Origin of the sequence: Amazonocrinis nigriterrae CENA67, assembly GCF_016056305.1 — a bacterium.
Lineage (GTDB): Bacteria > Cyanobacteriota > Cyanobacteriia > Cyanobacteriales > Nostocaceae > Amazonocrinis > Amazonocrinis nigriterrae.
This window is the reverse complement of the sequence record NZ_JAECZC010000013.1, coordinates 112,384-133,608: the sequence shown is the minus strand read 5'-3', so window position 1 is coordinate 133,608 and position 21,225 is coordinate 112,384. Positions and strand designations below refer to the sequence as shown.

At 42.3% G+C, this 21,225-nt stretch carries 18 protein-coding genes and 1 tRNA gene; 7 read left to right on the top strand and 12 right to left on the bottom strand.

Going from position 1 to position 21,225, the window contains the following annotated elements:
- Positions 1-34: 34 nt before the first annotated feature.
- Both I8748_RS10070 and I8748_RS35650 read right to left on the bottom strand, forming a co-directional pair.
- A complete protein-coding gene (locus tag I8748_RS10070; protein WP_198124439.1) occupies positions 35-1,642 on the bottom strand; it encodes a ferredoxin--nitrite reductase in 1,608 nt (535 codons plus the stop codon).
- A gap of 215 nt (positions 1,643-1,857) precedes the next feature.
- Positions 1,858-1,983 carry a hypothetical protein gene (locus I8748_RS35650; RefSeq protein WP_263975727.1) on the bottom strand — a complete coding sequence of 42 codons (126 nt, stop codon included), beginning with the start codon at positions 1,981-1,983 and terminating at the stop codon, positions 1,858-1,860.
- Between the two features lie 100 nt (positions 1,984-2,083).
- Between I8748_RS35650 and I8748_RS10065 the strand changes: the two genes are divergently transcribed.
- Positions 2,084-2,509, top strand: a complete 426-nt coding sequence (locus I8748_RS10065) for a QcrA and Rieske domain-containing protein (RefSeq protein WP_198124438.1) — start codon at positions 2,084-2,086, stop codon at positions 2,507-2,509.
- Between the two features lie 173 nt (positions 2,510-2,682).
- Here the strand turns inward: I8748_RS10065 and I8748_RS10060 are convergent, their stop codons facing one another.
- Both I8748_RS10060 and I8748_RS10055 read right to left on the bottom strand, forming a co-directional pair.
- On the bottom strand, positions 2,683-5,076 hold the full coding sequence (locus tag I8748_RS10060; protein WP_198124437.1) for a single-stranded-DNA-specific exonuclease RecJ: 2,394 nt from the start codon (positions 5,074-5,076) through the stop codon (positions 2,683-2,685).
- 269 nt (positions 5,077-5,345) lie between these two features.
- Positions 5,346-5,987, bottom strand: coding sequence for a GNAT family N-acetyltransferase (locus I8748_RS10055; protein WP_198124436.1), 642 nt, complete (start codon positions 5,985-5,987; stop codon positions 5,346-5,348).
- A 486-nt stretch (positions 5,988-6,473) separates the two neighbouring features.
- Between I8748_RS10055 and I8748_RS10050 the strand changes: the two genes are divergently transcribed.
- Positions 6,474-6,547 (top strand) — tRNA-Met (locus tag I8748_RS10050).
- 71 nt (positions 6,548-6,618) lie between these two features.
- On the opposite strand, the gene I8748_RS10045 is transcribed toward I8748_RS10050, so the two are convergent.
- The gene (locus I8748_RS10045) at positions 6,619-8,832 is read right to left on the bottom strand and encodes an amylo-alpha-1,6-glucosidase (RefSeq protein WP_198124435.1); all 2,214 of its coding nucleotides are present in this window, start codon (positions 8,830-8,832) and stop codon (positions 6,619-6,621) included.
- 327 nt (positions 8,833-9,159) lie between these two features.
- Between I8748_RS10045 and I8748_RS10040 the strand changes: the two genes are divergently transcribed.
- The 3 genes from I8748_RS10040 to I8748_RS10030 all read left to right on the top strand — a co-directional run bounded on the left by I8748_RS10040 (position 9,160) and on the right by I8748_RS10030 (position 10,965).
- A complete protein-coding gene (locus I8748_RS10040; protein WP_198124434.1) occupies positions 9,160-9,771 on the top strand; it encodes a peroxiredoxin in 612 nt (203 codons plus the stop codon).
- A 309-nt stretch (positions 9,772-10,080) separates the two neighbouring features.
- Positions 10,081-10,629: a peroxiredoxin family protein gene (locus I8748_RS10035; protein ID WP_198124433.1), complete on the top strand. Its 549-nt coding sequence runs from the start codon at positions 10,081-10,083 to the stop codon at positions 10,627-10,629.
- Positions 10,630-10,737: 108 nt separating this feature from the next.
- Positions 10,738-10,965 carry a hypothetical protein gene (locus I8748_RS10030; RefSeq protein WP_198124432.1) on the top strand — a complete coding sequence of 76 codons (228 nt, stop codon included), beginning with the start codon at positions 10,738-10,740 and terminating at the stop codon, positions 10,963-10,965.
- Positions 10,966-11,051: 86 nt separating this feature from the next.
- Here I8748_RS10030 and I8748_RS10025 read toward each other — a convergent pair whose 3' ends face one another.
- The 3 genes from I8748_RS10025 to I8748_RS10015 all read right to left on the bottom strand — a co-directional run bounded on the left by I8748_RS10025 (position 11,052) and on the right by I8748_RS10015 (position 13,393).
- The gene (locus tag I8748_RS10025; RefSeq protein ID WP_198124431.1) at positions 11,052-11,333 is read right to left on the bottom strand and encodes a hypothetical protein; all 282 of its coding nucleotides are present in this window, start codon (positions 11,331-11,333) and stop codon (positions 11,052-11,054) included.
- 371 nt (positions 11,334-11,704) lie between these two features.
- Positions 11,705-12,745: an ABC transporter permease gene (locus tag I8748_RS10020; RefSeq protein WP_198124430.1), complete on the bottom strand. Its 1,041-nt coding sequence runs from the start codon at positions 12,743-12,745 to the stop codon at positions 11,705-11,707.
- A 129-nt stretch (positions 12,746-12,874) separates the two neighbouring features.
- Entirely contained in the window at positions 12,875-13,393 is a 519-nt protein-coding gene (locus tag I8748_RS10015; RefSeq protein WP_198124460.1) for an adenine phosphoribosyltransferase, read from the bottom strand.
- A gap of 487 nt (positions 13,394-13,880) precedes the next feature.
- Here I8748_RS10015 and I8748_RS10010 point away from each other — a divergent pair, with 487 nt between their 5' ends.
- Positions 13,881-14,507, top strand: coding sequence for a DUF3038 domain-containing protein (locus I8748_RS10010; protein WP_198124429.1), 627 nt, complete (start codon positions 13,881-13,883; stop codon positions 14,505-14,507).
- A complete protein-coding gene (locus tag I8748_RS10005) occupies positions 14,504-15,973 on the top strand; it encodes a DUF4335 domain-containing protein (protein WP_198124428.1) in 1,470 nt (489 codons plus the stop codon). The genes I8748_RS10010 and I8748_RS10005 overlap by 4 nt, the downstream gene beginning before the upstream one ends.
- 68 nt (positions 15,974-16,041) lie before the next feature.
- Here I8748_RS10005 and I8748_RS10000 read toward each other — a convergent pair whose 3' ends face one another.
- From I8748_RS10000 to I8748_RS09985, 4 genes are all read right to left on the bottom strand, one after another.
- Positions 16,042-18,312, bottom strand: coding sequence for a transglycosylase domain-containing protein (locus I8748_RS10000; RefSeq protein WP_198124427.1), 2,271 nt, complete (start codon positions 18,310-18,312; stop codon positions 16,042-16,044).
- Positions 18,313-18,803: 491 nt separating this feature from the next.
- Positions 18,804-19,391: a hypothetical protein gene (locus I8748_RS36440; protein WP_449658021.1), complete on the bottom strand. Its 588-nt coding sequence runs from the start codon at positions 19,389-19,391 to the stop codon at positions 18,804-18,806.
- A 216-nt stretch (positions 19,392-19,607) separates the two neighbouring features.
- Positions 19,608-20,078: a signal peptidase II gene (gene lspA / locus I8748_RS09990; RefSeq protein WP_198124425.1), complete on the bottom strand. Its 471-nt coding sequence runs from the start codon at positions 20,076-20,078 to the stop codon at positions 19,608-19,610.
- An 87-nt stretch (positions 20,079-20,165) separates the two neighbouring features.
- Positions 20,166-20,753: a biotin transporter BioY gene (locus I8748_RS09985; protein ID WP_198124424.1), complete on the bottom strand. Its 588-nt coding sequence runs from the start codon at positions 20,751-20,753 to the stop codon at positions 20,166-20,168.
- Between the last annotated feature and the right edge of the window lie 472 nt (positions 20,754-21,225).

Genomic DNA, 21,225 nt, shown 5'->3' with positions numbered 1-21,225 from the left:
TTTATTTCTCTTGACTTTTGACTTTTGACTTTTTTTAGACTGTCGCTGGTTCTCGCAAGCGTGCGCCGAAGTTTTCTAACAGTAGTTCTCGTAATACTGGCTGCAAGTCTTCACAAGGTATGCCTTTGGTAACACAAGTTCCTAAATGTGCGTCTTTGCCGACTTTGCCACCCATATAAATGTCAACTCCTTCCACAGTTTTGCCATCTTTACGAGTTTTAGTCCCCATAAGGCCGATGTCAGCAACTTGGGGCTGTCCGCAGGAGTTAGGACAACCAGTCCAGTGAATTCGCACTGGACGAGTGAATATTAACTCGGCTTCTAAGGCTTTAATCATTGCTAGGGCGCGGTTTTTGGTTTCGATGAGTGCAAAGTTGCAAAATTGTGCGCCTGTGCAGGAAACTAGCGATCGCGATAGTAAACCGGGATCAATAGAAAATCTTTCTAGTAGCGGTTCGGTTAAAAATGTTGCTAAACGCGAGTCGGGAACATTGGGGATAATGATGTTTTGCTCAACTGTGAGGCGAATTTCACCACTGCCGTAAACTTCAGCTAGATTGGCAATTCCAAACATATCTTCGGCATACAATCTACCAACAGGAATGTGTAAACCTACGTAGTTTAATCCTGGTTGTTTTTGTTTATATACACCGATATGATCGCGTTTTTCCCAGTCGATCTCGTCTTTTGGCGCTGCGGGTAATAAAGATTTACCCAAACGCTTTTCCACTTCTTGGCGAAACTTTTCTATACCCCATTCATCAATCAGCCACATCAAGCGAGATTTCAACCGATTGGCGCGTGAACCGTGGTCACGAAAAACTTCTAAAACGGCTCTACACACACTTAGTACATCTTCAGGAGCCACCCAAGCATTGAGAGGAATCGCCGCCTCACAACGTTTAGCTGAGAAAAAGCCACCGACAAGGATGTTAAATCCGAATGTTGGAGATGAGGAAGAATTTGTTACTTCCTCCCCTGCACCCCTGCACCCCTGCACCCCTGCTTCTTTAAAGGCTGGAACGAAAGCCAAATCGTTAATCTCCGCATGAACAGAATTGTCTCGTCCACCAGTAATTGCAATGTTAAATTTTCGGGGGAGGTTGGTAAATTCTGGATTGCCTTCACCTTTGTTGGTGAGCATGTCCTGAATTTGTTGTATCAAATCTCTGGTGTCATACAACTCATCTCCATCCAACCCAGCTACGGGATCACCTGTGATATTGCGGATGTTATCCATCCCCGACTGGATACTGGTTAAACCAACTGCGTGAAATCTATTAAAGATATCTGGTAAGTCTTCAATGCTAATGCCCCGCAATTGGATATTTTGTCTTGTGGTAATGTCAGCACTACCCTCATCTCCGTAACGCTGCACTACTGAGGCTAAAGCACGCATCTGATTGCTAGTGAGAATACCATTAGGCATCCGCATCCGCATCATAAATTTGCCTGGGGTAACTGGGCGAAAGAACACACCCACCCACTTAAGTCGATGATCACGGTCTGTTTCATCCATTGCCTCCCAGCCTAAAGAGGCAAATTTTTCTATCTCCTCCTTGACAGCTAGTCCATCTTTTTCGGCTTTGAATTTCTCAAACTTATTGAGGCTATTTTTGGTGGTAGTTGCTGTGTCTGTCATGTGTGAAAGGGAATAGGGAATGGTGAACTGGGAATTACTTAGTGACTTCTAACTTATTTTTGTTGATGCTGATTTTTTCTACTCAAGTGCGTTCAACAGTGATTTTTGAGTTATTCGATGACAAGTAAGATGCTTAGGACTGGCTGAACGCGACTTTGTAATTAGTTACGGAATTGTAATTTTTTACATTTATTAAATTTTTCAAGACGAGTTAATTAATGTTCATGTAACAATTTCGATACTTCTAAGGTTAAGGTCGCATTTCCGTTAAAATCGTATAAATAGCTACGAAATTCGAGTAAAATTGCTGGAACTGTATCGGCAAAATGCGTTTTCTGCATAACCCTCTGGTAATGAGCGATGCTAAATGCTTGAAAAATGCGATCGCCCTTGATCCAAACTTGCAGGATTATCTACAACTTACAATTCATTTCATCAGCCATGAAACGTCGTGATTTCATCAATTGGGTAGGTTTGGGTTGGATAGCTAGTAGCCTACCGGTGGCAATTGCCGCCTGTACTTCCCAGACAACTGCACCAACATCTCCAGTATCTAAAGATTGGCAAGCGATCGGTACTTCAGCAGAATTAGATCAAAAAGGTGAATTATTGGCTAAAGAATCACCTGTTGGGCCAGTTTTGGTAGTTGGTACCTCTAAAAGCGAAAATCTGATTGCTGTTAACCCTACTTGTACTCATAAAGGTTGCACAGTTGAATGGAAAGCTGATGCTAAAAAGTTTACTTGTGCGTGTCATAAATCAGAATTTGGGGCTGATGGTAAAGTACAAAAAGGCCCAGCCGAAAAACCCCTCAAAACTTACAGTGCCAAAATTGAGGGGAATTCAGTTGTAGTCAAGCCAACCTAGTACGGTTATGTAATACCATTTCACGAAATACCTGATACGGATACATGAGTAGGGGCGTACAGCTGTACGCCCCTACAGGCGATTCATATGTTGCAAATATTTTTGGAAATGGTATAGCGCAGATTTTTGAAATACACGTAGGTAGGCAAAGCTTTGACCACCCTACATATTTACTACTGACTATTAATCATCGCCACAATAGTAGATAAGGGTACTTCGGCAAAGTAGTTTTGCTGAAATTGTTCTTCGCTAACAGCGGCTAAAAACTGTCCAACAGCTGCTTCGCCATTGGTTTCAAAAACGGCGGTATGATCCCAGGTGAATTGCAAATAGCGGTCTTGTCTTTTGACAGTGAATCCCCAATATTTTAAAGCTCTAATTCCCAAAAGTAAGGCTTGATCAGTTATCCCAAGTTTTTCTAAAAGTTGTACGCGAGTGACTAGTTGATTGGTACGACTGAGATATTTAGCAATACCAACCAAGGTTCGCCAAATTTCCTTTGGTGGTTGGTGGTTGGGTTTAGACCAAGCGATCGCTAATTGTTGCTGATTGTGAAGCGATCGCCTTAACCAGCCACGTAAATCATCCCAGCTAGTGGGACAGTCTTCAAGAATAAGTGGGAAAGTGGGGAGTGGAGAGTTGGGAGTGGGGAAGTTGCGCCAGTCTAGTATCAGTGGTGAGTGGTGATTTAGGAAGGGCGCAAGGCTTTGCACCCCTACAGAGTTCATGCTAGGACGCACGGCAATTAATCTGATTTCATAGCGTTTTTTGAAGCTGTTGTAATCTAGTTCTGCTATGCAATCACACTTTCCTATGGGTAATTCATCTTTATAATGTCCCCACCAAACACCAGGAAAAGGACTTTTGGTAGAATCATCCCGAATATCAAACTCGGTTTTAATATACTGCACCTTTTTCCCTTGCCAATCTTGTTGATTGCGATGCCAAGCATTTTCAAACCAGCAGTTTTGAATTAGCAGCTTCGGAACTGGATTCCCCATTCCACAAGGTTCTAACAGTTTCAATTCCAAAAATAACTCTTTCCCTAAATCTCCTACTGTCACCGTCAAATCTGCTTGCATTGTTGGCATCAGAGTTGTACTGCCTAAAGATTGCCGTAACTGTTGATTAATCGCTTCTGTAAATAAAGGAATATTCTCAATGGGCAAACTCAAACCCGCTGCAAAAGGATGCCCACCAAAGCGATGCAACAGATGTGCTTGGTCTTTCACCAATTGGTATAAATCCACAGAATTGATTGAACGGGCGGAACCACGGGCCAATGAGGGGGATGAGGGAGATAAGGGAGATAAGGGAGCAATTTTTTCCTCTACTCCCCCATCTCCCCTATCTCCCCCCACTCCCTCCGTGCTTAACAAAATCGTCGGGCGTCCTGTTTGTTGTGCTACTTGTCCAGCGACTAAGCCCAATACACCAGCAGGCCATTGGGCATCTACTAAAACAATGACACTGGTGGTTGATAAGTCTAACTGGCTGAGTTTTTGCGCTACTTGGGCTTGTACATCTTTTTGTAAAGATTTGCGGCGAGTGTTTGCTAGTTCTGTGACTTCAGCTAATTCATTGCAACGTTTAGCATCCCGACTCGTTAACAGTTCTACACAAAAGCCAGCATCACCTTGGATGCGGCTGACGGCGTTGATTCGCGGCCCCAAACCAAAGGAAATATCTGTGGGGCGATCGCCACTTTTTTGGCACAATTCCAATAATCGCCCTACTCCCGGTCGTCGTCGTGCTGTGGCTGGCTGTTTAAAATCTTCTTGTAATCGTTGAATTCCCAATTGCGCTAAATAACGACAATCTCCACTGAGCTTTACCAAGTCGGCAATTAACCCTACTGCCACTAAATCTAATAAATTTTCCAATGGTTCTTGAGGAACATCAGGTAAAGTTTGATAAAGGGCTTCCACCAATTTGTAAGCTACCGCTACCCCAGAAAGATGAAACAGCTGATGTTCTTTTGGTAGATAACGGGGATTAATAATTGCTGTAACTGGTGGGCGTTCTTCAGGTAAGGTGTGGTGGTCTGTAACTATCACATCTATACCTAACTGTTTAGCATAAATAATTTCATTAATATTAGTGCTACCTGTGTCACAAGTAACTATTAATTGACAACCTTGTTTTGCTAAGTTATCAATTCCTTGATTGTTAAGTCCGTGAGATTCTGTGAGGCGATTGGGAATATAATAAACTAACTGAGTATTTTGACTAAAAAACTGCCCTAAGCCATCCCACAACACAGCAGTAGATGTGATGCCATCAGCATCAAAGTCTCCCCAAATAGCAATTTTTTCACCAAAATTACGCGCCTTTCGCAATCGTTCCACCGCCAGATGCATTTCTTGCCCAAACTCAAAGGGACTTGTCGGTTGATAAGCTTTATAGTTAATAAAAGCTGCTAATTGTTGACTATCTTTTATTCCCCGTTGCCACAATAATTGTGCTGCATAAAGTCCACTTGATAAGGGCGTATATTCTTTTACTGTTTGGATAAACCAATCAGGTGGTTGTTCAGTTGTTGCTATAGTCCACTGTTGTTCTTGCATATTAATTTATAAGTTAGGAGTTAGGAGTTAATAGTTAGTAAATTTAAAGTAGAAAAGACAAAAAGCGGCTTGGCTCTTTCTACCGCTTTCTTGTTGTTATGTTACGGCTTTGCTATCACGTAGGTAGAACATGATATATTAGGCATTTTTATCATAATTTTTACCACAAATCATGTTGAAATATAAGCCTAATACACTTTACTATAAATTTAGTTTTATACACCTTTTTCAGTTATAACTAGTCACTCCTAACTCCTAACTCCTAACTATTAAATATCAGGTTGTTCTTCAGCCGTCTCTAAGTCATTGATCAGGGGATTTAAAAGTAGTTCATTCGCTACATTATCAGACTTGCGGGTGCGAATTGCAGGACGCGATCGCCGATAACCTGCTCTTTCAGCTTTTTGGTGTTCATAATCAATTAATCTGCCATAATATTCATGCTTACTTAAATTCATTGACAAGAATACATGTTGGCGGACATTACCAAAACCTTTACGATTAAAAAATTTAATTGCTGGGATGTTAGCGGGGTCAGTATCTACCAACATGAACCGCGCTCCATCTTCAATCATCCGAGCAACGACTTTATCAACTAGCTTATCTGCTACACCCTGACGCTGAAACTTGGGACTCACTCCTAGCCACAAAATATATCCATAAGTCCAAGATGCTTTGGTGATAATAGTGCCTAAAATGAATCCTGCTAAACCTGCATCTGTTTCGGCAACTAGGCAATATTCTGGATCTGTATTATAAAGTCCAATGACCTCCCATTCGTCCCAGGTACGATATAAATAAGGATACGAATCACTGGTAAATAACTCTTCTCCTAAGTGGTAAACAGGAGCAATATCATCTATTCCTAATTCGCGGACATAAATTGCCTCAGTTTCATCGAAGTTTTTCATAACTGTGTAAGTTGTGATTTTTTAATATAAATGCTTCTTTAATTTTAGCGATAAATATATAACAATCAGTTCCCAAATAATGGCACTTTGTTTTGACTAACGCTAAAATTTCCCTACTTGTTAACTTATCCATTATCTAAATTTTTCTTAACGAGAAAATAAGTAACTTTACATAAAAGTGAAATACTTGATGGCACTGGTCATGTATACAATTGTGGTCTGGTGGTTGTAATGGCTGACTTACGAAGCGCGAGTTCATCCTGATTTACGACACGATGCTTTTGTACTTCATCCCAAGGAAAACTGCTGTAGGAACCACTAAGGCACCAAGACACAAAAGTGAAAAGCTGAAAATTCAATAATTGTTTGAGTATTTTTACTTAACGTGAAAGGATAGTCCTAGGCTTTAGCTGATTCAAAATTAATTGTCAAAGTGACTAGGCACAGCCCAAGTTGTATGCTATCTTAATAAAGGGTTGAAAACTTGGCTCAGTAGCTCAGTTGGTTAGAGCACGGGACTCATAAGCCTGGGGTCGTTGGTTCAAATCCGACCTGAGCCACTTTAAAATTTATAACTTCTGAGCGTCTTCTGTAAGTGCAAATTCAGACTTAATATACTGCAAAACCCGCCCTACAACTCCTCACTCTCCATTCCCCACTCATGGATGTGGCGTACAACCTCAGCTACAGACCAAGCTTGGGCAAAGGCACCTCTTGGTGCATGAGGTGGGTCGCCGTCAAAAATCTCCGAAATAGAACCAAGGCAGCCATCAGATAGAAGGTGATCTAAAAGTGGTTGCCAACTAAAAGGTAGTGGTTGATTTGGGTAGAAACGCTGCCAAGCGCGGATAAAAGGGCCAATCAGCCAACACCAAACAGTACCCTGGTGATAAGCGCGATCGCGCTCCTGTAAATTGCCTTTATATTTCCCCACATATTCGGGGTCATTTCTATCAAGACTGCGAAGACCATAGGGAGTAAGCAAACGCTTAACTGCCAAATCCAGTATCAAACGCCCTTGCTGTTCGGGAAATCCGCAATGGTGCAATGACAGTGCTAAAACAGCATTAGGGCGAATTTGAGAATTACGGCGATCGTCTGGCTCAATGGTGTCATAAAAGTAGTTCAACTGTGGATTCCAAAACTTTTGCAGTGAGACTGTAACCTGTTGTGCTTGCTGAGCATAACGCCGTGCTTGCTTTGCTAGACGTACCGGATCGCCCAACTTCAGTTCACTCAATTTTTCTGCCCACTGACTCATCCAACACAAAGCAGAATACCACAGTGCATTAATTTCCACAGACTTACCGCGTCGGGGTGTGACCGGCTGTCCCTCAACCACTGCATCCATCCAAGTAAGCGCTACCCCAAGAGCATCCCAACTGACTAACCCATCAGTGGCATCAACTTGGATATTGAAACGTGTACCACCAACAAATGCTTTGTATATTTGCTGCACAACTAGAAATTGCTCTGCCAAAAATTGCCAATCTTCAGTCGCTTCCAAATAAAGCCCTAAAGTTTCAATCCACCACAGTGCCGCATCAATACTATTGTAAAATGGTTCGTCATTACCATCAGGAAAGGCATTAGGAATCAGACCTTGAGAACAGTAACGCCCAAAAGTTTGCAACAATCCTTTTGCCAGGTCAAAGCGCCGGGGTACTAACGTCAAACCCGGTAAGGAGATTAATGTATCACGTCCCCAGTCATTGAACCAGTGATACCCAGCAATAACGGTAGGGCCAGTAATTGAGGCTCGATAAACGATAAATTGATCGCCAGCTTTTAATAGTTGCTGCCAAATTAGAGATTGGGTATGGGGCATTGGGAATAGGGCATTGGGCATTGGGCATTGGGCATTGGAGATAAACTTGCTCCTCTGCTCCCCTGCTCCTCTGCTCCCCTGCTCCTCTGCTCCCCTGCTCCTCTGCTCCCCTGCTCCCAATCTCCCTCCTTTACACCATCCAAAAATCTGGGAAAGCCTTTCTTGCTCTGCTTCTACAGCTTCTGCAAAAGTTTCACTGGTAAGGGCACTTTGCCGTGGGTCGGGGAAACCCATCTGGGCTTCTAAAGTTACTGCATCTCCTGGTCGGAGAGCAACTGTTAAATAACCAGGGCTGTAGAGGTCTTCATAATCGCCTAATCCTCGCTGCGTTTCTTCTGGCAACTGGTAATTCCAGTACCAAACTGCGTCTGGTTCATATTCTCCTTGCGTCCAACGCAAGTGCCAAGGTGTGCCAAAGCGTCTAGAGATGATTGCTTGCAGGCAGAGTTGCTTTTCACCAAGCAATTGCGAAAACTGTAAACCGGGACTAACAGCTTGCTGGTGATGAAAATCGCGATCGCCTATCAACAGCCGTAGTCTTAAAATACCTGTATCTGTTCCATCATAACGATACTGAATTAAAAGGCGATGGCAAAATTGGGATTGGGTATTGGGTACTGGGGATTGGGTCAAAATGTTTTCCCAATTCCTAGTCCCCAGTCTCCAGTCCCCAGTCCCCAACGCGTAGGGCATGACCAACTGTCTACTCAATTGCCAGTGAGCCTGACTCCAAACCCATTTGGGCACGGGATTTAAATCAAAAGAACGCAGCAGTTTGTAGCCTCTCGGCTCAATCTTACCGCTACGCCAGTAATTCGTCCCCAAGGCCACAACCTCGCCTGATACTTCCAAGCTTGCTTCTAAATGTGAAATCAGCAGAGTGCGCCCAGAAGGAGGATTTGTAGCGGCAAACAGCCAACCGTGATAAGTGCGGGTGCGAACATCAGAAACTGTACCACTGGCAAAACTTCCCAAGCCATTGGTGAGTAACCATTCTCTTGTATCTAAATCAGCCATTTGCTACTCAAAATCGTTATGACTATGATATAGTCGTAACAGATCGTAATTAAACTGTGACACAACCCTGTTCGGCGTACTCCTTCGGAGAACCCGTAGGGTAGAGCCGTTCTCGCTGGATAGGAAGGTTTAGCCCGCCTAGTCTGGTCTAGGGAACTGCATTCCCCGTTCGCGATCGCATCTCCCCAAGAGAAGGGTTTCTCGCATTCCGAAGGAGAACCCGCAGCGAAGAGTAACCCAAAAGGTGACAGCGTGGATGGGTGAGTTTTATCTGACCCAAACTCCAACGCTATTAGTAAGGATATAAGTCAAAGGAGAATTAGGTTAATGTCCCTCACTTACGGAACAGAAGGAAGCCTCCGCGTTGGTCAACAAGCTCCCGATTTTACAGCAACAGCTGTAGTCGATCAGGAATTTAAGACGATTAAACTTTCCGACTATCGTGGTAAGTATGTCGTCCTATTTTTCTACCCCCTAGACTTTACCTTTGTTTGCCCCACTGAAATCACAGCGTTTAGCGATCGCTACGAAGAATTCAAGAAATTAAATACGGAAATCCTTGGGGCTTCCGTAGACAGCGAATTCTCTCACCTTGCTTGGATTCAAACTGATCGCAAGTCTGGTGGCGTCGGCGACCTGAATTATCCTCTAGTATCCGACATCAAGAAAGAGATTAGCGCCGCTTACAATGTCCTAGACCCAGGAGCAGGCATTGCCTTACGTGGTCTATTCATCATAGACAAAGATGGTATCATACAGCACGCCACTATCAACAACCTGGCTTTTGGTCGCAGCGTCGATGAAACCCTGCGGACATTGCAAGCAATTCAGTACGTTCAATCACACCCTGATGAAGTTTGCCCAGCTGGTTGGCAACCTGGTGATCAAACAATGGTTCCCGACCCAGTGAAGTCAAAAGTCTACTTCTCTGCTGTCTAATGAATTAGAGTTAGGAGTTAAGAGTGAGGAGTTAGGAGTTAAGAGTGAGGAATTAAGAATTATCTTCCCCATCTCCTCCATCCCCCTCATCTTCCCCATCTCCCAATAGAAGGCAAAATCAATCTGAACCACAGATAAACACAAATAAACACAGATACATATACATCAGTGTGAATTCAAGTGTTAATCTGTGGTTTTGGTTTTATAGTCTCATCTAAATAATAGTGAAAAACAGACAAATCAAAAATACCCTATAAATTTCTACAGTCAAAAATCAACAGTCATTAATATAAAAATTAAGGATAAAATATGCTGACTTCAACTGATTTTCGTGGTCTAATTAATAAGCGTTTTTACCATAATTTTCTCCCAGTACCAGCTACAAATATACTCAGATTAGGAGTAGGTACGCCAAATTTTGAACTACCAGATATTACCAACGGCACTTTAGTAAAATTATCCACTTATAGAGGTAAGCAACCAATATTACTGGCTTTTACAAGGATTTTTACTGAAAAGCAATATTGCCCCTTTTGTTATCCTCACATCAAAGCTTTGAATGAAAACTACGAACAATTCAAAAATCGCGATATAGAAGTTTTGATGATTACAAGTACTGACGAAAAGCAGAGTCAAGTAGTTGTGAGAGATTTAGGTTTACAAATGCCTTTGCTGAGTGATCCGAATTGTCGTGTATTTCGTACTTATCAAGTAGGACAAGCATTAGGCGCACCTCTACCAGCACAGTTTATCTTAGATCAACAAGGAAGACTTCGCTACTGGCATTTATTTTCTTTCTTGGATCACAACGCTAGTGTTGACACATTGTTAGAACAATTCAATTTTCTGAATGGCTAATTTTAACATCAATGTGTTGACATATCAATACGTTAAAGCTAGTATTATAGAGGATATCTGTAAAACATTACTAGCTTTGACGCATCAACATACCTAAAATAACTCAAGATGCCGAAATACGTTGACCTTTCCCCTTACTGGACAGAAGACAAGAACATATCCATTCAAAAAGCTAAGGATATGACAGGGTTAGATAAAAGAACTTTGTCATCTGCCAGAAAAGGACAACTTGAGCGTGGACAGTTTGAGACTCTTTTTAAACTCAGAGATTTAGCTTCTGAGTTAGCTGGCAAACCGCTAACATTGGAAGAGATCTTTAAAGATGACCAAGCATAACTTTGAAGTGCTGACACAAACTTCAGGAGAATGTGAACCGAACAAGAAATTGTTTGCGATCGCACCACCTCACTTTTGTGGTAACTTCAGTTATGCTGTAAAAATTCGACTTTGGGCAACAAAGGGTCACTCACAATACCCACACCGCCAAAACCCCAGCGTTTGAGTAAGCTGCCTAACTGTGTGCCAGGAATAGATTCCACAGCAAAACGGTTTGCCACATCTGGGGCATGGGTGTTGAGATAGCTTAAAGCATCAAAGTTTTCACGAAACAGCAATAAATAACCTGACGCCTCAGCACTCGGACGAGCTGTCAGATAACGGCCGTCTGTTTTTGAACGCACTAAGTAATAAACTTCGGACAGCATGGGGATGAGGAGAGGGGGAAATAAGGAGATGGGGCAATACGGTTCGGTTAAAGGGGAAAGGGGAAAGGGAAAAGGGGAAGAAAAATTTTTAACCCAAGCCCAGTAACCTTTTCCCCAAACCCTATTATGAGTTTAAAATGCTTATCCGAACCGTATTGGGAGATGGGGGAGATAAGGAAGAAAATTCTTGACTTTTATCTTCTGCTTCCGAACTCCTAACTTTGTACCTATTAACTCTTAGGACTTCCAAATAACAAAATAAACCATTGTAATTGTTCTAACTTTCTGTCCACAGTCATCAGTCATCTGTCATCAGGAGCCAGCGCCGTGGGCGGGTTTCCCGACTTGAGGCGACTGGCGTTCATCAGTTTTTATTTGTCGAGACTAATGCGCGGGTCGGCAACTGTCAACATTAAATCTGCTACCAAGTTACCAATAATTAGTAGTACCGCGCCCATCACAAGACTAGCCATAGCTAGAGGTACATCTTGATTAATCAGAGCCTGGTAAGTTAATCTGCCTAATCCTGGCCAGTTAAAGAATTGTTCAGTAATAAAAGCACCGCCCAATAAACCAGCTAACTCAAAACCCAATAGAGTAATTAAAGGATTTACAGCATTACGCAGAGCGTGAACATAGATAACTCGGTTTTCTGGGAGTCCTTTGGCGCGCGCTGTTTGAATATAATCTTGACGTAAAACATCCAACAATTCACCGCGAGTGATTCGCTGTAACCCAGCAAAACTAGTAATACTCAATGCAATGGTGGGTAATATTAAGTGCCAGCCAACATCCAAAATTTTCCCAATCGGGGAAAGGTCTGCATAATATATGCTAGTCATACCTCCCACGGGAAACAGAGGAGTTGTAATTTGGGCAAAAAATAATAATATTATGGCAGTGATAAAACTAGGGAATCCTTGCCCCAGGTAACTAATTACTAGTAACACCTTGCCGACTGAATCATTTTGTTTAATTGCTGCCACAATTCCTAAAGGTATGGCAATTGTCCAAGTGGCAATTAACGAAGCTATCGCCATCAGCAAAGTCGCTGGAACTCTTTCCCACAATAAAGATGCTACAGAACGATTATATGCAAAACTAGTGCCAAAATCTCCTTTGGTAACAACATTCCATAACCATAGGAAATATTGTACTATCCAAGGTTTATCCAATCCGAATTGCCGGGTAAGTGAATCAATTTGCTCCTTGGAAATTTTGGGATTTTGTTGTAGTTGAGTCAGAAAATTTCCAGGGGCAAGATCCATGATGAAAGACGATAATATTGACGCCAAAAATAAGGTCAATAGTGCTTGTGATAACCGTTTCAACACATAAATAAAAGTTTCACTGGTGACTAGTTTAATTAGCCAATCTCGACTTGTCTCCAAAGAAATTCTTGTAGATGTCATTTGTTCTTTGTCCTTTGTCCTTTGTCCTTTGTCAGTTGTCCTTTGTCAGTTGTCAGTTGTCAGTTGTTATTAATTCTTAACTCTTGACTAATGACTAATGACTAATGACCAATGACTAATGACTAATGACTAATACTCTATGAGGGAGATAATGGGCACATCTGGCAGATGTTTACGCCCTTGTAAATCCCGTAGCTCGATAATAAACCCAAAACCCACTAATTCACAGCCAATTTGTTGTACCAATTTTGCCGTTGCACTTGCTGTCCCACCTGTGGCAATCAAATCGTCTACAATCAAGACTCGGCTACCTGGGTGCAAAGCATCCTGATGAACTTCTAAACAGTCAGTACCATACTCTAATTCATATTCAATTGAGTGAACCGCTGCTGGTAACTTACCTTTTTTACGAACAGGAATAAAACCAGATTCTAATTTATAAGCTAGAAGTGAACCGAAAATAAAACCCCGCGACTCCATGCCTATAACGTAATCCGCCTGGAGTTCAGCATCGATGCATTTTTGTGTAAAAAGGTCAATAGTATAGCGCAATCCGTCTGGATCGCGCAGTAGAGTAGTGATATCACGAAATAAAATTCCAGGTTTGGGAAAATCAGGAATGTCACGAATTAAAGACTTCAAATCCATAAAGCTAGGAATTGGGAATTGGGAATGGGGCATTGGGGAATGGGTACTGGGCAATGGATAATGGGACATTGGGACATTGGGAATGGGGAATTGGTTTAGTGATTCTCCCCCTCATCTTCCTCATCTCCCCTGCTCCCCTGCTCCCCTGCTTCCCAAACCCCGATACCTGAAAAATCGTACACTATAATGTCATACGCATGATCTCATACGCTTGGGATCGAAGCTCCTGTTTCACAATCCATTGACGATACTGAGAATCTACACCAAGCTAAAGATGGACTGGTAATTACAAGATAGAGGTAAACTTATGGATTAAAAACCTGAATTTTAAATCTACGGAAACCTTTAAGTAGAACAAGTAAGTAATGTATATATCAAGTAGTTCTGCTACTGCCACAAGTCTAATATTCTTGTTAGGCTACTTAATCTTAAATTAGTTGTACTAGTTTTTCTAGTCTATTGGAAGCGTACAAGGTATTTTAGAGTAATGAATGTCTCCGCGAGCATAAAGCCGTTAAACAGTCCAACCCCTCCATCACAGCCAATGATGCTGGACGCTTTACCAGATCCTGCGATCGCAGGACAGGGATGTCCCCCTAGAACCAGGTTGCAAATTGATCTCATTTTACTGGCAATTGAAGCTTTAGAACTTGGTGGTTCTGAAGCTATCTTGACTTTTGCCGAAGAACTGGAATTAAAAGAAATTATTAAGGATCGGGTGAATTTGTGGCGAATGCGTAGCTCCAATCCCATGCGAAGAGCGCATATCCGCCGCCCTTTAAGCATCATGGAAGCTAAAGCTTTGGTAGTAATTGCTTGCTACATAGCCCGGCGTTTAACAGTTGTTATCCGCCAGATGATTATGATATATCAGCAAATGAATGAAAAGCAGCTGCCACTAGAGCAGAATTTGCGACTATCTAATTATCTAGAGCGGTTTAAAGCGCATTTTAAAAGCCGGATGAATGCCCGACGTTCTGGTCTTTTGGCTTTAGGTACTGATGAAAAATTAGATGAGCTAGCTATCAATTTGTTGGCACAATTATTATTTTGTACTGGCACAGCTGGAATGCAGCGGTTCTGGATTAGTTTGTTTGACGGTGAAGTAGAATGAATATCCAACGTAAGTACAGTCTTCCTAACTGTACACTGCTTTTAGAGGGTTTAAGCGATGCTTCAAGGGCTGCACACTTTCAAGAACTGCGCCCAGAATTGTCAATTTTGGTCAATGCAGAATGCCATTTATCTGGACATAACCAACCCCTGGCAGGAGGGCGGGAATTTTTTGAAAGTTTAGTCAGGGCTGTGAGTGCATATGCTCAAGAATTTTTGAGTAATGTGCCGAACCCACAAGCGCACAACCAAGACTCAGAGTTAGTGGAATTTCAGAAAATTGACAGTAATCGACATAGATTGATTGTGCATTCTGAGAACACACAAGATAATTTAGAGTCCAACCCCAACTATAATAAATCGCCTATTCAAGTTGATTTGAATACAGTGCAATTGTTTGATTTAGTGGAAGCTGTGGATCAGTTTTTCGCTGACACGCAAACATTACCAGAGTTATCACTGGAATTACAACCAGTTGCAAAACGTTATGGCGGTGGTAATCGAGTCTTGCTGAAGCAGGCATTACCTGCGACTATTGGAGTTTCAAGTTTAGCGGTTGCAGCAGTAGCCTTTAGTTTGATTCCACCTCCAGAGGTGCGTCCACCCCAACCGAAACCACAAGATGTGAGTAGTTCTGCAACACCTAGCAGTAATCCTTCTGCACCACCGACAACAACGTCTACAGAGACTCAAACTCCGATCGCTGCTGCAACTCCAATCATAACTCCCACAGCTACTACGACTTCCACAGCAGCCACAAAACCCGCAGTTACAGATTTAGAAGCACTTTTAAAAAATACAGTTACTGAAATTACTGATCCATCTCAACTGCGTGCCTTAAATCGCCAAGTTTATAATCAAATTAATCCAGCTTGGGCTAATCGCTCAGGATTGAAACAAGATTTAATCTATCGTGTGGGTGTAGCAGCGGATGGTGCGATCTTTGGTTATAAGGCGGTAAATAAAGAAGCAAACGAAGGAATAGATTTAACTCCTCTGCCCAATCTCCTTTACAATCCGGCTGTCCGTCCTACTATCGCTAATGAACCAATTGCTCAATTTAAAGTAGTCTTTAATGAACAAGGCGTGTTGCAAGTTAGCCCTTGGCGAGGATATGCCAGGACGCCTGAAGTTATTGGTTCCAAAATCACTGAACCAAAAACAGTTAAAGATTTAAACCAAAAGCTTTATGGTGCGATTCGCCAAAGCTGGAGTGGTACTCCTAGCTTCACCCAAGATTTGCTGTATCGGGTAGCAGTCAACAAAGATAGCGTGATAGCGGACTACGAACCACTCAATCAAGCTGCCTTTGACTATTTTCGAGAAACACCGCTACCGAAAATGTTTCAAGCAGTTTACGGTTCAACTGTAGCTGCTCCCAACAACAAAGAACCTCTAGCTCACTTCCAAGTAGTATTTACGCCTAGCGGTAAATTGGAAGTGACTCCTTGGAAGGGATACCGATAATAATTCATAATTACTAATTCGTAATTCGTAATTACTGAATTATGAATTACGAATTACGAATTACGAATTTATCGTGTGATTCTTCCCATGTAATTCCCCCACAGTTGAGCTGCTTGGGCACTACTACCGGATGTTGGGGAGTTATTGTCATTTCCTAGCCAAATTCCAGTTACAAGTTGCCGACTGGGAATGAAGCCAATGAACCATAGGTCAACGTTGTTATTCGTCGTGCCAGTTTTACCGGCTTCTCCTAGTCCAATGGCAGCACTGCGACCTGTACCTCTGCTTACTACTCCCCGCATCAAACTAGTCATCTCGTCCGCTACACCAGTTGACAAAACTCGCTTGTTAGCGTTTGGATCTTGGTCAAAGGAATAGATGACACGGCAAGTTTTTAAATCGTTGCGATCGCTACAATCACTACTATCTAGAATTCGGCTAATGGCATGGGGAGGGTTCCACACTCCACGATTACCAATGGCACCAAAAGCACCAGTCATTTCCAAAACATTAACTACGCTTTGACCCAGCACCAAACCAGGAACCGGATCGAGGGAAGATTTGATTCCCAAACGTTGTGCCATTGCCACCACTTTATTTAACCCTATTTCCTTAGCAACCCGCAAAGCAATGGGGTTTTCCGAAAGAGCAAGTCCTGTAGCAATATCTAAACTCACACCAGCACCAGCACGACAGGGTTTGTAGGTGAAACCTTGCCAACGAAGAGCATCACAAGAATAACTTTTAGATGCTGGAATTCCCTGCTCAATAGCAGCAGTATAAGCAAAGATTTTGAAGGTAGAACCGGGTTGTCTTTGGGCTTGGACAGCGCGATTGAACTGACTTTTTTTATAATCAGTTCCACCTACCATCGCCAGAATACCGCCTGTTTTGGAGTCAAGGGTAACCATCGCTCCAGTAGAAAAATCAAAACTTGAACCAGCGTTGTTCACAGAATTACGCAATGCTGATTCTGCTTGAGATTGAATTGACGGATCTAGCTGAGTTTCAATGATATAGTTGCCTTCTCTTGCTGCTCCTGCCCCCAAAATTGATTCCAATTCTTGGAATACATAACCATACAAGTAAGGAGCAATTGTCTTAGCTTGTTGTTCGCAAACTTTCGGGTTGATTTGGATAGTTGAACGCCTGGCTCGATTTGCTTCCTCTGGTTTAATTTTACCCATCTCCAGCATTCGCTTAATCACGCGATTGCGGTATTCAGCAGCTTCGAGTTTGTTGGGGCTATCCCCACAAAAATTAAAAGCATTAGGAGCGGGTAAAATTCCCACTAAAGTTGCAGCTTCCGAGAGAGTTAATTCTTTAGCTGACTTGCCAAAATAATACTGTGCAGCATCCTCAAACCCGGAGGTGTCTGCACCTAAAAACACACGATTTAAGTAAGTCAGCAAAATTTCATCTTTGCTGTAAAAAGTTTCTAGCTTCAAAGAAACTATTGCCTCTCGCAATTTCCTTCCTAGGGAGTCTTGAGAACCAACATAATCGCGGAACAAACTCCGGGCTACTTGCTGGGTGACAGTGCTGGCTCCTTGCTGTACATCTCCACTGCGGCTGTTGATCAGCACGGCTCGCAAAATCCCCAATGGATCAACGCCAAAGTGCCAATAGTAGCGACTATCCTCTGAGGCTACCACTGCTGTGGGCAAATAAGGGCCAAAGTCCTGTAAACGTTTCATATCGACGTGAGCAGTAGTTCGAGGTTCACGCAGTGGGGTGCTGCCATCACGGGCATAAACAACTACCGGGGCGCGAGTGGCTGTAGGGAGGGGCGTGACAGAAAATTTTAGCCATTCGACGCCAATTACCAATGCTAAAAGGGCGCTGACACCTCCAACACCGTAACCAGCCCAAGTCGTAGCTTTAACATACCATGGGGGTGGATCTACGTATTGCAGTCGTACTGAAGCGGCAAGTTCTGGTGGCCCCAAGGTGAGAATATCACCATGACGCAGTTCTAAGGAAGTGATCCGTCGCTTGCCACGATAAATTCCATTAGTAGAGTTTTCATCTTTGATGATGAAAACAGGGGTGCGCTGGGTAGAATCTCGCGACAGCGACAGGTGAATTTGACTGACAACTGGGTTGCGAATAACTATATCGCTGGATTTAGAACTGCGACCTAGCACATAGCGATCGCCCAACAGTGGATATACTTCCGCTTTGTCCGCCCCCGCATCCTGCACCCAGATTTCTGGTACTTTGGCATTAGGCTTGAGCGCCAGCTTGGAAAAGTCAACCCTAGCTTGAATTGTATGTACTGCTTGAGTCAGTTGACCAAGTAAAGTTTGTGGCTTGTGAGGGGGTTGGGGAGAACTCATCGGCTATTCACATCACAATTAATTTAGTCAAGAATCGAGTAAATGGCTATCTTAATACAGGTCTTTCATCATTTTACTCATAAGCTAAAGCATAAATTTGTTGTACTGATTTATTGTCGATTCAATCTTAACAACAAAAATATCTAAGATAAGTGAATTTACTCCTTTATACTGGTTACTTTTTTACATAAATTAAAATTCTAATCCTTACAGTGTAATAGTTATTTTATCTACCATTACTTTGTTGAGTAACAACAGCAAGTACTTTGATTTTTGTATTTCTCCAAACTCGAACCTACCGCTTTAACATATCTGCGCCTTTAGAAGCAACACTAAACATCCTCATTTAGGAAGATTTTCTCAGAACTATTGTCTGGTTTAATGAGCGGAGAGTTCCGTTTCCGTTGAGGTTAATTCAGAATGAAGGGAAAATCTCTGACTTTGATTGGTACAGCTCTAACTTTGGCACTCACTACCACTGTTGCTGTTGCTCAGTCCAGTAAATCCCAGATAGCGCAATCTAGTGACTCATCTACGAGTCCAACAACGGGGAATTCAGTCAACAAATACAATCTGTCACCAGATGCATTTAAAATTCTGTGTGAGCGTTTTCCCCTAAATTCGAGTTGTCCGGGTGGTACAGCAGTCACTCCCAGCACCCCTGGCAGTACTACAGTACCAGCAACCTCGCCTTCTAATAGTGGCACTACTCCTGACACTAGCACTACACCAGAAAATATCACAACACCTGGGCCTGGCAGTCCTACTAACACAACCCCAGCACCAGGAAGCTCTACTGAACCTAGCAGTCCTACTAACACAACCCCAGCACCAGGAAGCTCTACTGAACCTACAACTCCTGGCAATATAACCCCAGCACCAGGAAGCTCTACTGAACCTACAACTCCTAGCAATATAACCCCAGCACCAGGAAGCTCTACTGAACCTACAACTCCTACCAATATAACCCCAGCACCAGGAAGCTCAACATCACCTGAGCCTACACCTGGCAGTACTAAAGAACCAGGTACAAGTTCTCCTAGCACTGTCCCAGACTCTGGTTTGCCAAAAACTCCCACTACAGGCAATTAATTAAGGCATCTTCTGATGCTCATTTGCCATAAATAATAATCGGTGCATCTGGGTATCTTCCAGATAAATTGCTAAAACCCTTTCTTTGCCTTATATAGCAAGACAAAGAAAGGGTTTTAAAGTTTAAGGTTAATTTGATAAACCTACTCTCTACTCTCTACTTCCCTAAAATGAGTATTTGAGTAGGTGTAAAACGAGTAAAGCTACCTGTGATTTGTAGTTGGGGTTTTTTGTAAAGAACCAATTAGTAAACAAACAATACCGATACTGATAAAGGAATCTGCAATATTAAACACAGCAAAATTAATCAATCGAAAATCAAGAAAATCAACAACATAGCCTAAAACAAAGCGATCGATGCCATTACCTAACGCTCCGCCTAAAATGAAGCCATAGCCTAATTGATCCCAACGGTTTAAGACTGGGCCAAACGATGCAAGTCCTATTAATACCAAACTTACTCCCAAAGATAGCCAACGCAACCACTCTACTTTTCCACTTAACAGACTAAAAGCTGCGCCAGTGTTAGTTACGTAGGTAATGTGGAATATATCTGGCAAAAGTGGTAGTGTTTGTCCCTTGGTAAAGGTTTGCACCACCCAGTATTTTGTGAGTTGGTCTAAGAAAAAAGCAATGAAAGCAGCAATCCAGAAGAGACGATTTTTTAAGCGCATAGTGAATTAGTCAATAGTCAATGGTCAATAGTCAATAGCAACTGACAACTGATAACTGACAACTGACAACTGACAACTGACAACTTACTAGTAAAACATTAAATGACGTAATACATATGCTATTACAGTAACGGCACAGACTACACTCAGTTGGCCCGGTACTAAAAACCAGGAGTATGTAACGATCGCTTGGATTAATGGTAAATTTTCTGTACCTTTCCACTGAAATAAATAACTAATCATCAGATAAGCAATACCACACAAGTGGATGGTTATTAAACCACAAACACAACTAAAGGCAAGACTTTCCAGTCTGGGTCTAGCTTTAAAGGCAATTAAGCCACAAATCCATGCACCGGGTATAAAGCCTAGCAGATACCCAAATTGAGATAACTTCACATAACCAATACCCCCACCATTCTCAAAAACAGGTAACAAGGTCAACCCCATGACTAAATAGGCAATTTGTGACAATGCGCCTGCATTTTTGCCTCCTAAACAACCCACCAGTAATACTGCACCAACTTGACAGCTGACACCTAAAGAATAAGTCTGAATTCCATGCTGACTCCAACTCCAAGGCAAAGTTACACCATGAGCTTCTAGCAATGTGCCACCCATTGTTAGGAGTAAGCCAATCATAGACCATAGTAATTGATTGGAAGCAGCAAACATTTATTAGGCAAAGATGAAAAGGCAAAAGTGAAAAGCAACAGCAACTTGTAATTTAGTGTGCCCTTGCGTCAGTTTTATTTATAATTCTTTTTCTCTTGACTTAGGAATAGTCTATGTTTGTGGCAAATAAATTAATGTTTAAGTCATATAGTAAAATTTGTAACAACCTCAGTCTCTTGACTGTGTTGGCGGCAAAGCTTTCTGTATGTTATTTGGAATTGTCTTTTAGATGATCGCTCCTGTTAAGTTGAGCCACTCTGGTTTGATGGTTTTATTGATCATTACTAATAGTTTCATCAACTAGTCGTTCTAGCTATTGGCTTTTCGGCTGCTGAGGAAATTGCGATCACTGTATATTTCAAAATCATAATCTATCTAGAGTACCATATTTTGTTACCCATATACATATTTTTTATGGTCAAAACTAGGGTGTAAGGGAGCCAGCTGCACTCCAAGGGTTTCCCCATACCCT

Bases quoted from the DNA above. Each gene is read 5' to 3' on its own strand.
- I8748_RS10070 (WP_198124439.1), bottom strand. From the start codon at position 1,642: ATGACAGACACAGCAACTACCACCAAAAATAGCCTCAATAAGTTTGAG.
- I8748_RS35650 (WP_263975727.1), bottom strand. From the start codon at position 1,983: ATGCAGAAAACGCATTTTGCCGATACAGTTCCAGCAATTTTACTCGAA.
- I8748_RS10065 (WP_198124438.1), top strand. From the start codon at position 2,084: ATGAAACGTCGTGATTTCATCAATTGGGTAGGTTTGGGTTGGATAGCT.
- I8748_RS10060 (WP_198124437.1), bottom strand. From the start codon at position 5,076: ATGCAAGAACAACAGTGGACTATAGCAACAACTGAACAACCACCTGAT.
- I8748_RS10055 (WP_198124436.1), bottom strand. From the start codon at position 5,987: ATGAAAAACTTCGATGAAACTGAGGCAATTTATGTCCGCGAATTAGGA.
- I8748_RS10045 (WP_198124435.1), bottom strand. From the start codon at position 8,832: ATGGCTGATTTAGATACAAGAGAATGGTTACTCACCAATGGCTTGGGA.
- I8748_RS10040 (WP_198124434.1), top strand. From the start codon at position 9,160: ATGTCCCTCACTTACGGAACAGAAGGAAGCCTCCGCGTTGGTCAACAA.
- I8748_RS10035 (WP_198124433.1), top strand. From the start codon at position 10,081: ATGCTGACTTCAACTGATTTTCGTGGTCTAATTAATAAGCGTTTTTAC.
- I8748_RS10030 (WP_198124432.1), top strand. From the start codon at position 10,738: ATGCCGAAATACGTTGACCTTTCCCCTTACTGGACAGAAGACAAGAAC.
- I8748_RS10025 (WP_198124431.1), bottom strand. From the start codon at position 11,333: ATGCTGTCCGAAGTTTATTACTTAGTGCGTTCAAAAACAGACGGCCGT.
- I8748_RS10020 (WP_198124430.1), bottom strand. From the start codon at position 12,745: ATGACATCTACAAGAATTTCTTTGGAGACAAGTCGAGATTGGCTAATT.
- I8748_RS10015 (WP_198124460.1), bottom strand. From the start codon at position 13,393: ATGGATTTGAAGTCTTTAATTCGTGACATTCCTGATTTTCCCAAACCT.
- I8748_RS10010 (WP_198124429.1), top strand. From the start codon at position 13,881: ATGAATGTCTCCGCGAGCATAAAGCCGTTAAACAGTCCAACCCCTCCA.
- I8748_RS10005 (WP_198124428.1), top strand. From the start codon at position 14,504: ATGAATATCCAACGTAAGTACAGTCTTCCTAACTGTACACTGCTTTTA.
- I8748_RS10000 (WP_198124427.1), bottom strand. From the start codon at position 18,312: ATGAGTTCTCCCCAACCCCCTCACAAGCCACAAACTTTACTTGGTCAA.
- lspA (WP_198124425.1), bottom strand. From the start codon at position 20,078: ATGCGCTTAAAAAATCGTCTCTTCTGGATTGCTGCTTTCATTGCTTTT.
- I8748_RS09985 (WP_198124424.1), bottom strand. From the start codon at position 20,753: ATGTTTGCTGCTTCCAATCAATTACTATGGTCTATGATTGGCTTACTC.